11 protein-coding genes are annotated in these 15,059 nt (G+C 71.5%); 9 read left to right on the top strand and 2 right to left on the bottom strand.

From position 1 onward, the window contains the following. The first annotated feature begins 354 nt into the window (after positions 1–354). On the top strand, positions 355–717 hold the full coding sequence (locus AB3M82_RS13365; RefSeq protein ID WP_412958438.1) for a hypothetical protein: 363 nt from the start codon (positions 355–357) through the stop codon (positions 715–717). Positions 718–748: 31 nt separating this feature from the next. On the opposite strand, the gene hrpA is transcribed toward AB3M82_RS13365, so the two are convergent. Continuing rightward, positions 749–4,684 (bottom strand): ATP-dependent RNA helicase HrpA, encoded by a 3,936-nt coding sequence (gene hrpA / locus AB3M82_RS13360; RefSeq protein ID WP_412958436.1) that lies wholly within the window; start codon positions 4,682–4,684, stop codon positions 749–751. A gap of 44 nt (positions 4,685–4,728) precedes the next feature. On the opposite strand from hrpA, the gene AB3M82_RS13355 reads away from it, so the two are divergent. The 4 genes from AB3M82_RS13355 to AB3M82_RS13340 all read left to right on the top strand — a co-directional run bounded on the left by AB3M82_RS13355 (position 4,729) and on the right by AB3M82_RS13340 (position 9,243). Further along, positions 4,729–5,904 carry a heparan-alpha-glucosaminide N-acetyltransferase domain-containing protein gene (locus tag AB3M82_RS13355; RefSeq protein WP_412958435.1) on the top strand — a complete coding sequence of 392 codons (1,176 nt, stop codon included), beginning with the start codon at positions 4,729–4,731 and terminating at the stop codon, positions 5,902–5,904. Next, positions 5,901–6,737 carry an aldo/keto reductase gene (locus tag AB3M82_RS13350; protein WP_412958434.1) on the top strand — a complete coding sequence of 279 codons (837 nt, stop codon included), beginning with the start codon at positions 5,901–5,903 and terminating at the stop codon, positions 6,735–6,737. The genes AB3M82_RS13355 and AB3M82_RS13350 overlap by 4 nt, the downstream gene beginning before the upstream one ends. A gap of 77 nt (positions 6,738–6,814) precedes the next feature. After that, positions 6,815–7,384: an FMN reductase gene (gene msuE, locus AB3M82_RS13345; RefSeq protein WP_412958433.1), complete on the top strand. Its 570-nt coding sequence runs from the start codon at positions 6,815–6,817 to the stop codon at positions 7,382–7,384. 53 nt (positions 7,385–7,437) lie between these two features. Further along, positions 7,438–9,243, top strand: a complete 1,806-nt coding sequence (locus AB3M82_RS13340; protein WP_412958432.1) for a thioredoxin domain-containing protein — start codon at positions 7,438–7,440, stop codon at positions 9,241–9,243. Positions 9,244–9,267: 24 nt separating this feature from the next. Here the strand turns inward: AB3M82_RS13340 and AB3M82_RS13335 are convergent, their stop codons facing one another. Next, positions 9,268–10,821 carry a dolichyl-phosphate-mannose--protein mannosyltransferase gene (locus AB3M82_RS13335; RefSeq protein ID WP_412958430.1) on the bottom strand — a complete coding sequence of 518 codons (1,554 nt, stop codon included), beginning with the start codon at positions 10,819–10,821 and terminating at the stop codon, positions 9,268–9,270. 22 nt (positions 10,822–10,843) lie between these two features. Between AB3M82_RS13335 and rsmI the strand changes: the two genes are divergently transcribed. Genes rsmI through rsmA form a run of 4 tightly spaced genes read left to right on the top strand, consistent with a single transcriptional unit; the run spans position 10,844 to position 15,053 of the window. Then, positions 10,844–11,665, top strand: a complete 822-nt coding sequence (rsmI, locus tag AB3M82_RS13330; protein ID WP_412958429.1) for a 16S rRNA (cytidine(1402)-2'-O)-methyltransferase — start codon at positions 10,844–10,846, stop codon at positions 11,663–11,665. 31 nt (positions 11,666–11,696) lie between these two features. Further along, complete coding sequence (gene metG / locus AB3M82_RS13325; RefSeq protein ID WP_412958428.1) at positions 11,697–13,274, top strand: methionine--tRNA ligase; 1,578 nt, start codon at positions 11,697–11,699, stop codon at positions 13,272–13,274. A 16-nt stretch (positions 13,275–13,290) separates the two neighbouring features. Further along, positions 13,291–14,187: a TatD family hydrolase gene (locus AB3M82_RS13320; RefSeq protein WP_412958427.1), complete on the top strand. Its 897-nt coding sequence runs from the start codon at positions 13,291–13,293 to the stop codon at positions 14,185–14,187. Next, positions 14,184–15,053, top strand: a complete 870-nt coding sequence (gene rsmA, locus AB3M82_RS13315) for a 16S rRNA (adenine(1518)-N(6)/adenine(1519)-N(6))-dimethyltransferase RsmA (protein ID WP_412958425.1) — start codon at positions 14,184–14,186, stop codon at positions 15,051–15,053. The genes AB3M82_RS13320 and rsmA overlap by 4 nt, the downstream gene beginning before the upstream one ends. Positions 15,054–15,059: the final 6 nt, after the last annotated feature.

Below are 15,059 nucleotides of genomic sequence, written 5' to 3'. Positions count from 1 at the left end.
TCGATAGCTACGGAAGATGAAGGCTGGGTGGGAGTCGCGGAGATGGGGGAGCTGGAGTCGGATGCGACCGGCCTCGACAACGTCGACCCAATGACGCAGATTTCTGGGCGGAACGAGACCGCAATGTCTTCACATCGGAAGGTGTTGCGGGTCACTCGATCGACAAGTCGGAGAGATCGGATGGCTATTGGAGCAGTGGAGCTGATCCGCTTCGGGATGGGGCGTTGATCATGGCGGGAAGGGGCGACGAGATTGAATGAGGGCGGCGCGAGGGCGCGGAAGTGGTCGGTGTGGGTCGCGATAGGTGGTCTCGTTGCATTGGCGCTATCGGGATGTGGAGGGGGAGAGCCTGAAATGACGAGTGATGAGGCCCGCAAGCAGCTGTATAGGGCGATGGAAGCGATCAAATCCGCGACCGGAGAGAATTGGGAAGTGGACGCCGAGCCGGGGCTTCTTGGCTGTTCCAGGACGCATAGTCAGTGGCACACGTCCTGGAAGGGGTCGCCGACGGCCGACCGCGAATCCTCTTACGCGGCTGTGCGGGACGCTCTGGAGGACGCCGGGTTCACCACCTACATTCTCGGCCCGCGATCGACGACTCCGTCCGTGGGCTCGCAGACCGAGGGCGGGGGCGGTTTGGTCTTCTCCATCCCGGTCGAGGGTGGGCCGATCGGTTTCAATGTCAGCAGCGACTGCTTTCCCGAAGACGAAGAATAGGGACTGGCGATCTTCCCATTCTCGGGGCGTGCTACTTGCCCGAGAGGGCCTTCATGATCCGCTGAGGAGATACGGGCTGCGCCGTGCCGAGCCGCTGGGCGAAGACGCTCACCCGGTACTCCTCGAGCAGCCAGCGCGTCTCGATCAGGGCGGGCGGGGCCGTGCGGGGGAGCGGGATCGTGCCCCCGGCATCCTCGAACGCCTTCGCCATGCGCTCGAACTCGCTCATGCGCGTGCGGTCCTTGCCCGGCTCGGATGAGAGGGTCTTGAGCCGGTCCAGCATCCCCTCCAGGTAGCGGGGGAAGTGCGCGAGGCGGTCGACGCCGGCGGCCGAGATGAAGCCGGGGTGCAGGAGGCCGGAGAGCTGCGTGCGGATGTCGTTCAGCGGACCGAGCAGCGCGAGCGAGTTCTGGCCCTTGATGCCCCGCTCGACCTCGCGGGACCGGGTGAGGATGCGCGCCACCAGGGAGACGCAGGCGAACAGGTCGTCGACGAGAGTGGCGGAGACCGCATCGCGGATGCGCGTGAACTCGCCCTCGGTCCGCACGACGCCGCCGGGGACCAGGCTCTCGATGACCTTGCGCGCCACGGCCGCGCGCGCGTCTTCGATGAGGGCGGCGGCCGAGGAGTACGGGGAGGTTGCGAGCGCCAGCTTCTCGGCGCTCGTGAGGTGCTGCTGCACGTACGACGAGGGCGACGGCACGGTCAGGAGCACGAGCCGGAGCACGCCGTCGCGGGTGGCTGCCGCCGCGGCATCGGCCGACGCCTCGACACGCACCGCGACGCTCTTGCCCTCGTCGACGATCGCGGGGTAGCCCCGGACCACTCCGCCGGCGACTCGGGTGTCGAGCACCTCGGGCAGGTCGCCGAATGTCCAGGCCGTCAGCCCGCTCTGCTCGATGGGGCCGCGCACGGAGGCGGCGGCGACGGATGCGGAGGCGTCGGCGGGACCGGCGGGCCGCGGCGGTCGCGCGATCGACCGCACGACGCTGCTGCGCGCGCGGTCGGCGAGCCCGCTCTGCAGCGCGGCGAGGTCGCGGCTCGAGCCGACGATCCGCCCGCGTTCGTCGACGGCGCGGAAGTTCATGCGCAGGTGGGCCGGCACGCGCTCGTCATCGAAGTCCCCGGCCGAGACCAGCTGGTTCGCGAGGGGTTGAATCAGGCGGGCGAGCGCCTCCTTGAGCGTCCGCGCGGGGCGGCCGTCGTGGTCCTCGGGGCCTTGCCCCGCGAGCGCTTCACCGAATCTGTCGGCCCAGTCGGCGGCGGGCACCACATGGCGGCGGATCGCCTTCGGCAGCGCGCGCAGCAGGCCGGTGACGAGCTCGGCCCGCAGCCCCGGCACCTGCCAGTCGAAGCCGGTGTCGTCGATCTGCGCGAGCAGCGCCAGCGGGATGACCACGCTCACCCCGTCGTCATCCGCACCGGGCTCGAACCGGTACGCGAGGCCGAGAACCTGGTCTCCCTGCGTCCAGCGGGTCGGGAACTCGCTCTGCGCGGCCCTCCCGTCGTCGTCGAGCAGATCGGCCTCGCGCATCACGAGGAGCTTCGGGGTGGCGGCGAGCGCGTCGCGCCACCACTTCTCGAACGAGCGCACGTCGAACACCTCGGCGGGGATGCGCTCGTCGTAGAAGCGGTAGACCGCCTCGTCGCCGGCCAGGATGTCGCGGCGCCGCTCGCGCTCCTCGAGCTTCTCCAGCCGTCGGCGCAGGTCACCGTTGCTCCGCCAGAATGCGCTGACGCGCTTGTCGAGCCGCGACGGATCCCACTCGCCCTCGACCAGCGCATGCCTCAGGAACAGCTCGCGCGAGGCGGCGCGGTCGATGCGGGCGAACTGCACGCGGCGCCGGGGGATGATCTCGAGTCCGAACAGTGTGACCTTCTCGTAGGCGACCGCGGCGCCGGCATCCTTCGACCAGTGCGGCTCGGTGACCTGCCGCTTGGCGAGGTCGCCGGCGAGCGATTCCGCCCAGGCGGGATCGATCTCGGCGACCGTGCGGGCGAACGTGCGCGAGGTCTCGACGATCTCGGCGGCGATCACGGCCCGGGGGCTCCGCTTGCGCAGGCCGGAACCGGGGAAGATCGAGAAGCGGATGCCGCGGGCTCCCCGGTACTCGGCCGTGCGCCGGCCCTTCGGCGCGTTCGCCGATGCGGTCGAGCCGCGTCCCGCCGGGGCAGTGCGCTCGTCGAGGATGCCGATCTGCGAGAGGAGTCCCGCGAGCAGGGCTCGGTGGATCGCGTCGGGATCGCTCGCACCGTCGTCCGATCCGCGCTCCGGCGTCCGCACCAGTGTGCGCAGCTGCCGGTGCACGTCGAACCACTCGCGCACGCGCACGTAGTTGAGGTGCTCGGACCGGCAGAGTCGTCGGAACGCGCTGGAGCCCAGCTCGCGCTGCTTCTCGCGCAGATGGTTCCAGAGGTTGAGCAGCGTCAGGAAGTCGCTCGTCGGGTCGACGAAGCGCGCGTGCAGCCGGTCGGCCTCCTCGCGGCGCTCCTCGGGACGCTCCCGGACGTCCTGGATCGTCATGCCCGACACGATCGCCAGGACGTCGCGCGTGACCCGGGCCGAACCGGCCGCGGTGCGTCCGGCCTCGATGAGCATGCGGGCGAACCGCGGGTCGATCGGCATGCGGGAGATGTCGCGGCCGATGCGGGTGAGTCGTGGCGCGTCGTCGCCGCGACCGGGCTCGACGGCGCCGAGCTCGGTGAGCAGGTCGAAGGCCGCCTTCACGCCGCGCGAGTCGGGCGGGGTGAGGAACGGGAACCCGGAGATGTCGCCGAAACCCAGGGACAGCATCTGCAGGATGACGGCGGCGAGCGAGGTGCGCAGGATCTCGGGTTCGGTGAACTCAGGCCGGCGGGAGTAGTCCTCTTCGGAGTAGAGGCGGATCGCGATGCCGTCGCTGGTGCGCCCGGCGCGACCGGAACGCTGGTTGGCCGACGCCTGGGAGATCGCCTCGATCGGCAGGCGCTGCACCTTGGAGCGGTTGCTGTAGCGGGAGATGCGCGCCGTGCCGGTGTCGATCACGTAGCGGATGCCGGGGACGGTGAGGCTCGTCTCGGCGACGTTCGTGGCGAGGATCACGCGGCGCCGCACGCCCGGCACGCGGCTCCGCTCGAACACCCGATGCTGGTCGGCGGCGGAGAGGCGGCCGAAGAGCGGCAGCACCTCGGTGGGGAAGCGGTCCTTCGCGTAGGCGCCGCGCACGGCATCCGCCGCGTCGCGGATCTCGGCCTCGCCCGGCAGGAAGACGAGGACGTCGCCCGGCGCCTCGCGATCGAGCTCGCGGAGCGCGGCGACGATCGCGGAGACCTCGTCCTCGGGCTCCGCGGCCTCGTCGCTGCCGGCGTCGGACACCAGGGGGCGGTAGCGGATCTCCACCGGGTACGTGCGCCCGGACACCTCGATGATCGGCGCGGGGGTGCCGCGCTCGGCGCCATCGGCGGCGGCGAAGTGCTTCGCGAAGCTCTCCGGGTCGATCGTCGCCGAGGTGATGATGACCTTGAGGTCCGGGCGGCGGGGCAGGATCCGCGCCAGGTAGCCCAGCAGGAAGTCGACGTTGAGGGAGCGCTCGTGCGCCTCGTCGATGATGATGGTGTCGTAGCGGGTGAGGAGCCGGTCGCGGTGGATCTCGTTCAGCAGGATGCCGTCGGTCATGAGCGCGATGCGGGTGTCGTCGGAGACCTTGTCGGTGAACCGCACCTTGTAGCCCACGAGCGAGCCGAGCTCGACCTGCAGCTCTTCCGCCACGCGCTCGGCGATCGTGCGGGCGGCGAGACGTCGAGGCTGCGTGTGCGCGATGCGCTCCCGCCCCAGCTCGAGCGCGATCTTGGGCAGCTGCGTGGTCTTCCCGGAACCGGTCGCCCCGGCGACGATGACCACCTGATGGTCGCGGATGGCGTCGGCGATCTCGTGCCGCGCGGCGCTGACGGGCAGCTCCGGGGGATAGGAGATCACGGGGGAGGACATAGCCCTCCATCGTATGCCGGGATGGAGTGCGTACGATTCATCGCGTGAGCAACGCTTCTGCGCCCGCGCGGTGGTTCCACGAGTTCGGCCGGCCGCCCCGCATCCTGGGTCTCGACGTCGCCCGCGGTCTGGCGATCCTGGGCATGGCCGGCGCGCACATCGGCGACACGCCCGTCTTCGACTGGAGCGATCCCGCGACCTGGACCGACCTCGTGCACGGGCGCTCCTCGATCCTGTTCGCGGTGCTCGCGGGCGTCTCGATCGCCCTCATGACCGGACGCAGCACGCTTCCCGCGCCCGAGCGGCTCCCGGCGCTGCGGCTCGCGCTGGTCGGGCGCGGGGGCGTCATCTTCGTCATCGGACTCGCGCTCGAGTTCCTGCACACCCCGATCGCGGTGATCCTCATCCTGTACGGACTGCTGTACGCGGCCGTGATCCCGGTGCTCCGCTGGCGGCCCTGGCAGCTGCTCACGGGGGCGGCGGTGCTGGCCCTCGCCGGGCCGCCGCTCCTGGCGCTGATCAGCGCGCTGACGCTGCACCCCTCCGGCGCGGGCATCGGCTTCGTGCTCTACGGGTCGTACCCGATCACGGTGTGGCTCGCGCTCGTGCTGGGCGGCATGGCCCTGGGGCGACTGCATGTCGACGGCATCCGCACCGCCTGGGTTGCGCTCGGGACCGGCGTCGCCCTGGCGGTCGTCGGCTACGGACTCGGCGCGGTGGGCGCGGCGCAGAACGTTCCCTCGCCGGACGATCGCGGCGTCGGAGGGATGCGCGGCGGCTGGGACGACTACCCTCAGGCGCTCGCCGAGGCGGATCCGCTCCGCGCGGTGATCTCCGCCGTCTTCGCCGTGGAGCCCCACAGCGGGGGTGTCGCCGAGATCCTGGGATCGGGAGGCTTCGCGCTGGCGCTGATCGCCCTGTGCCTGCTGCTGAGCACGCCCCTGCGGTGGCCGATGCTGCCGTTCGGCGCCCTCGGCTCCATGCCGCTGTCAGCGTACAGCGGGCACATCCTCTTCATCGCCCTGCTGGTCGGCCCGGGTGGCTTCTACAGCAGCAACGCCTTCTGGGCCGCGCTGTCGGCGGGACTGCTCGTCATCTCGACCGCGTGGTCGATCGTCGTCGGGCAGGGACCGCTGGAGCAGGTCGTCAGCGCCGTCGCTCGGAAGATGTCGGGCGTGTCCGCGCCACCTGTCATCACAGGTCCTAGGCTGAATCCATGACCATTCCTGCACTCGAACTGAACGACGGCACCACGATCCCGCAGCTCGGCTACGGCGTCTTCCAGGTGCCGCCGGCCGAGACCGAGCGCGCCGTGAGCGAGGCGCTCGAGATCGGCTACCGCCACATCGACACGGCCGCCATCTACGGCAACGAAGAGGGCGTCGGCGCGGCGATCGCGGCCTCCGGCATCGCGCGCGACGAGCTCTTCATCACGACCAAGCTCTGGAACGACCGCCACGACGGCGAGGAGCCGCGGGCCGCGATCGGCGAGAGCCTCGAGAAGCTGGGCCTCGAGCAGGTCGATCTGTACCTCGTGCACTGGCCCACTCCCGCCAAGGACAACTACGTCCACGCGTTCGCGAAGCTCGTCGAGCTGCGCGAGGCCGGTCTCACCCGCAGCATCGGCGTCTCGAACTTCCTCGTCGAGCACCTCGACCGCGTCGTGACCGAGACCGGCGTCACGCCCGCCGTGAACCAGATCGAGCTCCACCCCGCGTACCAGCAGCGCGAGGTCGTCGCCTGGGCGGCCGAGCACGGCATCCGCACCGAGGCCTGGGGTCCGCTCGGCCAGGGCAAGTACGACCTGTTCGGCACGCCCGCCGTCGCCGACGCCGCCGCCGCGCACGGCGTGACGCCCGCGCAGGCCGTGCTGCGCTGGCACCTGCAGAAGGGCATCATCGTCTTCCCGAAGTCGGTGCGCGCCGAGCGGCTGCGCGAGAACATCGACGTGTTCGGCTTCGAGCTGACGGATGCCGAGATCGCGGCCATCGACGCCCTCGACCCGCTCGACGGCTCGGGCCGTGTGGGGACGCACCCCAACGAGTTCAACTGAGCGGACCGCCCGGATCGCACATGACGCCCCGTGTCGCTTCTCGCGACACGGGGCGTCGTCGTGGGTAGCGTCGAGGCATGACTGCTCCCTTCCGCGTCGTGGCCGTATCGGGTTCCCTGCACGAGCCGAGCAAGACCACCGCGCTCGTGCGGGCCATCGCGGAGGCGGTCGCGGCTCGCGCCGCGATCGAGGTGGAGGTCATCGAGCTCACCGACATCGGCCCCGACCTCGCCGGAGCGTTGCGCCGCGACCAGCTGCCGCCGCGGGTCGAGGAGAAGCTCGCGGCGATCGAGCACGCCGACCTCCTCATCGTGGGCAGCCCGGTGTACCGTGCCTCGTTCACCGGACTGTTCAAGCACCTCTTCGACTTCGTGGGCCAGTACGAGCTCGTCGGCAAGCCGGTGCTCCTGGCGGCGACCGGCGGCGGCGAGCGCCACGCCCTGATCATCGAGCACCAGCTGCGCCCGCTGTTCGCGTTCTTCCAGGCGCTGACGCTGCCCCTCGGCGTGTACGCGAGCGACACCGACTTCGACGGCTACACGATCTCGTCCGAGGTGCTGACCTCGCGCATAGAGCTCGCGGCCGACAGGGCGCTGCCCCTCATGACGTACGCGGCCTCCCAGCCGCTGGAGGCGCTGGCCATCTGACCCCGCCCCGCGTCGGCGGCCCCGGAGCCCGCGGAGGCGCGTAGCGTGAGGGCATGACGAACCGGCTCGCCGACACGCTCAGCCCCTACCTGCGGGCGCACGCCGACAACCCCGTCGACTGGTACCCGTGGGGTGACGAGGCGTTCGCCGAGGCGCAGCGCCGCGATGTGCCGATGCTGATCTCGATCGGATACTCGACCTGCCACTGGTGCCACGTGATGGCGCGCGAGTCGTTCGCCGATCCCGTGACGGCGGCGATCATCGACCGGGGCTTCGTGGCGGTGAAGGTCGACCGGGAGGAGCACCCGGAGGTGGACGGCGCGTACATGGCTGCGGCATCCGCGTTCACCCAGAACCTGGGATGGCCGCTCACGGTCTTCACGACGCCGCGCGGGCGCGCGTTCTACGCGGGCACCTACTGGCCGCCCGAGCCGCGGGCCGCGATGCCGTCGTTCCGCGACGTGCTCGCCGCGGTGACGGAGGCCTGGACGGAGCGCCGCGCGCAGGCCGAGGAATCGGCGGATGCCGTGACGGAGGCGCTCGCCCGCGCCGCCGAGAGTGCTCCGTCCGACGTGCCGGACGCTCCGGCGATCGCGGCCGCCGCGGCGTCGATCGCCGCCCGCGAGGACCGCCAGCACGGCGGCTTCGGCACCGCGCCGAAGTTCCCGGTGGCGACGACCCTGCGCTTCCTGCAGAGCCCGCTCGTGCGGCGGCTCGGGCCCACGGAGGCGGCGTCGGCCACCCGCGCGCTCGCCGCGATGGCGGCCTCCGACCTGCGCGACGACGTCGAGGGAGGATTCTTCCGCTACGCGACACGTCGCGACTGGAGCGTGCCGCACTACGAGCGGATGCTGACGGACAACGCCCAGCTGCTCGACGTCGCGGTCGACGCCGGTGACGACGAGACCGCTCGGGGCGTCGCCCGGTTCCTCCTCTCGGTGCTGCGTCGGGACGGCGGCGGCTTCGGCGCCGCCCAGGACTCCGAATCGTGGATCGACGGGGAGCGCAGCGAGGGCGGCTATTACCTCCGGTCCGCGGAGGAGCGTCAGGGGCTCGAGCCGCCCGCGGTCGACGGCAAGGTGATCACGGGCTGGAACGGCCTCGCTATCGGAGCGCTGTCGCGCGCCGGGTCCGCCCTCGACGAGCCCGCATGGCGGGAGGCGGCGGCGGAGGCGGCCGAGGCGGTCCTGCGCGTCAACGTCGATGCGTCCGGCCATCCGGTGCGCGCCTCGCTCGACGGCGTGGCGTCCCGCGCCGCCGCGACCCCGGCCGATCTCGCCCTGCTCGCCGACGGCCTGTTCGCCCTGGCGCTCGCGACGGGCGACGTCTCCTGGGCGACGCGGGCGCGCGGCATCCTCGATCGCTCCCTCGCCGGCACCGAGGGCGACCCGCTGCTGAGCGCGCAGGGGATCGCCGGTTCGCCCGACCAGACCGACGGCGACCTGCCCTCGGACGCGGCGGCGCAGGCCGCGGCCGCCCTCACGGCGTGGTACCTGGGGGCCGGTGACCGGTACCGCGAGGCGGCTGCCGACATCGTGCGCCGCCACGCGGCATCCGCCCTCTCCCAGCCGTTCGCGCACGGCAGCCTCCTCCGCGTCGCGGCCGGGCTCGTCACGCCGCCGCGCCAGGTGGTCGTCGTGGGCGAAGAGCGCGACGGCCCCCTCGCCGACGCGGCGCGGCGCGCGGACGCCGAGGTCGTCGCGGTCGTCACCCCCGCTCAGGCGCTGGCGTTCGCGGATGCCGGGTTCGAGCTGTTCGAGGGCAAGGGAGACCCGGCCGGCAAGCGCATCTACGACTGCCGCTCGTTCGTCTGCCGCCTGCCGGTCTCCGACCCCGCGGGATTCGCCGCTGCGCGCTGATCCGCCGGCCGCGCCGGGCGTCGCTCAGACCCAGCCGGGCAGCCAGTTGTGGATCAGCCAGAACTGGTACGGCACGCTCATGCCCGTCCACACCGGCAGGAAGAACGCCGAGACCAGCACGACGACGCCGAGGAACACCATCACGGTGCGCTCGCCGGACTGCCGCCGGTAGAGCGGATCGTCACGTCGCCCGGCGAGCACGGCCAGCGCCTGCACCAGGGCGAGCACGAGGAACGGCATCATCACGACCGTGTAGAACTGGAAGATCGTCCGCTCCGGGAACATCAGCCAGGGCAGGTACGTGACCGCGAGACCGACCAGCGGCACGCTCACGGCCGGGCTCACCGCGCGGCGCCCCGCCCACCCGCGCACGAGCAGGAACAGCAGGAAGACGGACGCCGCGACCCCGCCGTACCAGATCAGCGGATTCGGCACGGCGGAGATCAGGGCGATGCAGTGGTCCGTGCCGCACGGGCCGGGGTCGGACCCCACCCAGACGGCGGTCGGACGCAGCAGCAGCGGCCACTCCCACGCGGCGCTCGCGTAGGGGTGACCCCGGTTGAGGCCGACGTGGAACCCGAGCATCGACTGGTGATAGTTCCAGAGCGCCACGAACGGGTTGGCGTCGCTCTGCCGGTCGTAGCCACCGGACGTCACGAACCAGCCCGTCCAGCTGGTGAGGTACGCGGCTGCCGCGGGCACCACGAGGAGCACGAACGACACCGGGCCCTGGCGTAGCACGGCATCCGAGGGCCACAGCACGACGCCCGCGCGGCGGCGAGCCAGCGCATCCGTCACCACGATGTAGAGCCCGAAGCCCGCGAGCACGTAGGCGCCCGACCACTTCACGGCGCAGGCCGCGCCGAGCGCGAGGCCCGCGGCGATCAGCCACGGGCGCCGCCAGAGGATCGGACCCCAGAACGGGTCGGGCCGTTCGGGGTCGCGCCGTTCCAGCAAGGGGATCGTCCGCCGTCGATCGAGGAGCACGCAGAGCACGCCGAGCAGCACGAAGAACGTCAGGATGCCGTCGAGGAGGGCGATCCTGCTCATCACGATGCTCAGCCCGTCGATCGCGAGCAGCAGCCCCGCGACGGTCGCCGCCACGGTCGACCCGGTGAGGACGCGGGCGATCGCGTAGACCAGCAGCACGGACGCCGTGCCGAGGACCGCCGTCGCGAGTCGCCAGCCGGAGCTGTCGTCGGGGCCGCCGAGCGCCATCCCGAGCGCGATCAGCCACTTGCCCAGCGGCGGGTGGACGACGAAGGAGCCCTTCTCCGACAGCGGCAGCTCGGGCAGGGTGACGAAGGCGTCGTCTGCACCGTCGCCCCAGGTGCCCTCGTAGCCGAGCGTCCAGAGCGACCAGGCGTCCTTGACGTAGTACGTCTCGTCGAACGCGAGCTCGTGCGGGTGCCCGACGCCGACCAGCCGCAGCGCGGCCGCCAGCAGCGTCACCGACAGGGGAGCGGCCCAGCGGGCGATGCGGCTCCGCCGCGGGTCGAGCAGGATGCCGTCGCGCAGGCGTCCCCAGCGCGTCGCCCGCTCCTCGGGTGCGGGGAGCAGGGGCACGGGCGCGGTCACGGGTACAGCCTAGGCTGGGCGGGTGATCATCCTCGCTGCGACCCCGATCGGGAACCTGGGCGACGCCTCGCGCCGCCTGATCGAGGTGCTCGAGAACGCCGAGATCGTCGTCGCCGAGGACACCCGCACCACGCAGCGGCTCCTCCAGGCCCTGCAGATCGCGAACCGGCCGCGGCTCATCGCGCTGCACGACCACAACGAGAAGCAGAAGGCCGCGGAGCTCGCCGAGCTCGCCGCCGACACCGACGTCGTCGTCCTGAGCGATGCGGGGATGCCGACGGTGAGCGATCCCGGCTACGGCCTCGTCGCGGAGGCGGTGGCGCAGGGCGTCACGGTGACCGCGCTCCCCGGCCCCAGCGCGGTGCTCATGGCGCTGGCGATCTCCGGGCTTCCCACCGACCGCTTCACGTTCGAGGGGTTCCTGCCGCGCAAGCCGGGGGACCGCCGCTCCGCGCTGCGGGCGCTCGCCGCCGAACCCCGCACCATGGTCTTCTTCGAATCGCCCGCGCGCCTCGCGTCGGCGCTCGAGGATCTGGGCGGAGCCTTCGGGCCCGATCGGCGGATCGCCGTGTGCCGCGAGCTGACGAAGCTCTACGAAGAGGTCCGCCGGGGCACGGCCGCCGAGCTGCATGCCTGGGCGGAGCGCGGGGTCAAGGGCGAGATCGTCGTGGTGGTCGAGGGCGCCCCGCGCCGCGAGGCCTCGCCGGAGGACGCGCTCGCCCAGGTGCAGAAGCTCGTCGCCGACGGCATCCGCCTGAAGGACGCCGCCTCCGAGGTCGCCGGTCTCACCGGGCTGTCGTCGCGCGATCTGTACCAGGCGGCGCTCGCCGCGCGCGGGGCGTAACCAGCCCCGGCGTCCCGCCTAGAATTGCTCCATGCCCGCTGGCGAATCGTTCTACATCACCACGCCCATCTATTACCCCTCCGACGTGCCCCACATCGGTCACGGGTACACCTCGGTGGCGGTCGACACGCTCGCGCGCTGGCACCGTCAGGCGGGCGACGACACCTGGATGCTCACCGGCACCGACGAGCACGGGCAGAAGATGCTGCGCGCGGCGGCGGCGAACAACGTCACCCCGCAGGAGTGGGTCGACAAGCTCGTCACCGAGGCGTGGTTCCCGCTGCTGAAGACGCTCGACGTCGCGAACGACGACTTCATCCGCACGACGCAGGAGCGTCACGAGGAGCGGGTGAAGAAGTTCGTGCAGGCGATCTACGACCGCGGCTACATCTACGCCGGCGAGTACGAAGCGCTGTACTGCGTGGGCTGCGAGGAGTTCAAGCCCGAGTCCGAGATCCTCGACGGCACGGGACCCTTCGAGGGGCTGAAGGTCTGCGCGATCCACTCGAAGCCGCTCGAGCTGCTGCAGGAGAAGAACTACTTCTTCAAGCTCAGCGAGTTCCAGGACCGCCTGCTCGAGCTGTACAAGACGCAGCCCGACTTCATCCGCCCCGAGTCGGCGCGCAACGAGGTCGTCTCGTTCGTGCGCCAGGGCCTCAAGGATCTCTCGATCTCGCGCTCGGCGTTCGACTGGGGCATCGAGGTGCCCTGGGACCCGTCGCACGTGATCTACGTGTGGGTCGACGCGCTGCTCAACTACGCCACGGCGGTCGGCTACGGCGACGACGAGGAGACCTTCGCGCGGCGGTGGCCGGCGTACCACGTGGTCGGCAAGGACATCCTCCGCTTCCACGCGGTGATCTGGCCCGCCATGCTGATGGCCGCGGGCGTCGACGTGCCGCGCGGCGTGTTCGCGCACGGCTGGCTGCTGGTCGGCGGCGAGAAGATGTCGAAGTCCAAGCTCACCGGCATCGCGCCGACCGAGATCACCGATGTCTTCGGCTCCGACGCGTACCGCTTCTACTTCCTCTCGGCGATCGCCTTCGGTCAGGACGGCTCCTTCTCCTGGGAGGATCTCTCGGCGCGGTACCAGGCCGAGCTCGCGAACGGCTTCGGCAACCTCGCCTCGCGCACGACCGCCATGATCGAGAAGTACTTCGAGGGCGTCGTGCCGCCGGCGGGCGAGTACACCGAGAAGGATCTCGCGATCCAGAAGACCGTGGCGGATGCCGCGACGCACGCGGATGCCGCGATCGAGCAGTTCCGTATCGACGAGGCCATCTCGGCGATCTGGACGATCGTCGACGCGCTCAACGGGTACATCACCGAGAACGAGCCGTGGGCGCTGGCCCGCGACGAGGAGCAGCGCGGTCGCCTGGGCACCGTGCTGTATACGTGCGCGGAGGGCCTGCGTGCGCTCTCCGTGCTGCTCTCGCCGGTGATGCCGCAGGCCACCCGGAAGCTGTGGGAGGCGCTCGGCGCCGGCGAGACGCTGGGGCGCCTGCAGGACCAGCCGATCCGGGAGGCCGGCGCCTGGGGCCTGCTGGCCCCCGGGACGAGCGTCAACGGCCTGGCCCCGCTGTTCCCCCGCGTGGAATCCACGGCCTGAGCCGGGCGTCGCCGACATGGTCGAGACCTACGTCCAGGCGCGCTCGGGTGACGGGCGCAAGGACCTGCGCTATCCGGCGGCTCCCGAGCCGCTCGCGATCCCCGTCTACGACAACCACGCGCACCTCGACATCGTCGACGGCGATGAGCCGCTGACGCTGGGCGAGCAGCTCGATCGGGCGCAGGCCGTCGGCATCGCCGGGGTGGTGCAGTCCTCAGGCGACATCGCCTCGTCGCGCTGGGCGGTGGAGGCCGCGACATCCGACCCCCGGGTGCTCGCCGCGGTCGCCATCCATCCCAACGACGCCCCGGCCTATGCCGAGGCGGGACGGCTCGACGAGGCGATCGCCGTCATCGACGAGCTGGCCGCGCACCCGCGCACCCGGGCGATCGGCGAGACGGGGCTCGACTTCTTCCGCACTGAGCCCGAGCGCCAGGCCCCCCAGCACGCCTCCTTCGAGGCGCACATCGCGATCGCGAAGAAGCACGCCCTCGCGATGCAGATCCACGATCGCGACGCCCACGACGCCGTCCTCGAGACGCTCACTCGGGTAGGCGCCCCCGAGACGACCGTGTTCCACTGCTTCTCCGGTGACGACGCGATGGCCCGCCGGTGCGCGGATGCCGGGTACTACCTGTCGTTCGCCGGCAACGTCACCTTCAAGAACGCGCAGAACCTGCGCGACGCCCTCCACGTGACGCCGCTGGACCGCATCCTCGTCGAGACAGACGCGCCGTTCCTCACCCCCGTGCCACTGCGCGGGCGGCCCAACGCGCCGTACCTCGTGCCGATCACGGTGCGGTTCATGGCCGCAGAGCTGGGCATCGAGGTCGATGATCTGTGCACGCGCCTCGCCGCGAACACCCTTCGCGTGTACGGCGCCTTCGCAGATCACGACACAATAGAGCGATGACCGTCTCCCTGCTCGGCGCTACCGAGATCCGCCGCCTCGCCGCCGAGCTCGACGTCACGCCGACCAAGAAGCTCGGTCAGAACTTCGTCGTCGACGCCAACACCGTGCGCAAGATCGTCCAGGCGGCCCGCGTGCAGCCGGGGGAGCGCGTGGTCGAGGTCGGACCGGGCCTCGGCTCGCTGACGCTCGCGATCCTCGAGGCCGGCGCCGCCGTGACGGCCGTCGAGATCGACCACCGCCTCGCGGCCCGCCTGCCGCAGACCGCCGCCGAGCGCGGGGTGCCGGACGGCATGCTGACCGTGGTCGACGCCGATGCGCTGCGCGTGACCGAGCTGCCCGGAGAGCCCACGGTGCTGGTCGCGAACCTGCCGTACAACGTCTCCGTTCCCGTGCTGCTGCACTTCCTCGAGACGTTCCCCTACCTCTCCCGCGGGGTGGTGATGGTGCAGGCCGAGGTGGCCGAGCGGCTCGCCGCCAAGCCCGGGTCGAAGATCTACGGCTCGCCGAGCGTCAAGGCGGCCTGGTACGGCGAGTGGAAGCTCGCCGGGAACGTGTCGCGACAGGTGTTCTGGCCGGTTCCCAACGTCGACAGCCTGCTGGTCGGGTTCGACCGGTCCGAGGGGGAGCGCGGCACCGAGGAGGAGCGCCGGCGCACGTTCCAGGTCGTGGACGCCGCGTTCAACCAGCGTCGCAAGATGCTGCGGCAGGCGCTGTCCGGCGTGTTCGGCAGCTCCTCGGCCGCCTCAGAGGCCCTGGTCGCGGCGGGCGTCGCCCCGACCGCGCGCGGGGAGGACCTCACGGTCGACGATTACCAGCGCATCGGGCAGCAGGTGCCCGTCGCCGCGGCCGACGCGTCCACCCAGTAACCTGGC

Source organism: Microbacterium californiense (genome assembly GCF_047246625.1).
Taxonomy (GTDB): domain Bacteria; phylum Actinomycetota; class Actinomycetes; order Actinomycetales; family Microbacteriaceae; genus Microbacterium.
The sequence above is the reverse complement of the archived record's forward strand: the minus strand, read 5'-3'. Positions and strand labels throughout refer to the sequence as shown.

Excerpts from the sequence above, each read along its gene's own strand:
- AB3M82_RS13365 (WP_412958438.1), top strand. The coding sequence starts at position 355 with ATGACGAGTGATGAGGCCCGCAAGCAGCTGTATAGGGCGATGGAAGCG.
- AB3M82_RS13340 (WP_412958432.1), top strand. The coding sequence starts at position 7,438 with ATGACGAACCGGCTCGCCGACACGCTCAGCCCCTACCTGCGGGCGCAC.
- AB3M82_RS13350 (WP_412958434.1), top strand. The coding sequence starts at position 5,901 with ATGACCATTCCTGCACTCGAACTGAACGACGGCACCACGATCCCGCAG.
- msuE (WP_412958433.1), top strand. The coding sequence starts at position 6,815 with ATGACTGCTCCCTTCCGCGTCGTGGCCGTATCGGGTTCCCTGCACGAG.
- metG (WP_412958428.1), top strand. The coding sequence starts at position 11,697 with ATGCCCGCTGGCGAATCGTTCTACATCACCACGCCCATCTATTACCCC.
- AB3M82_RS13320 (WP_412958427.1), top strand. The coding sequence starts at position 13,291 with ATGGTCGAGACCTACGTCCAGGCGCGCTCGGGTGACGGGCGCAAGGAC.
- rsmA (WP_412958425.1), top strand. The coding sequence starts at position 14,184 with ATGACCGTCTCCCTGCTCGGCGCTACCGAGATCCGCCGCCTCGCCGCC.
- hrpA (WP_412958436.1), bottom strand. The coding sequence starts at position 4,684 with ATGTCCTCCCCCGTGATCTCCTATCCCCCGGAGCTGCCCGTCAGCGCC.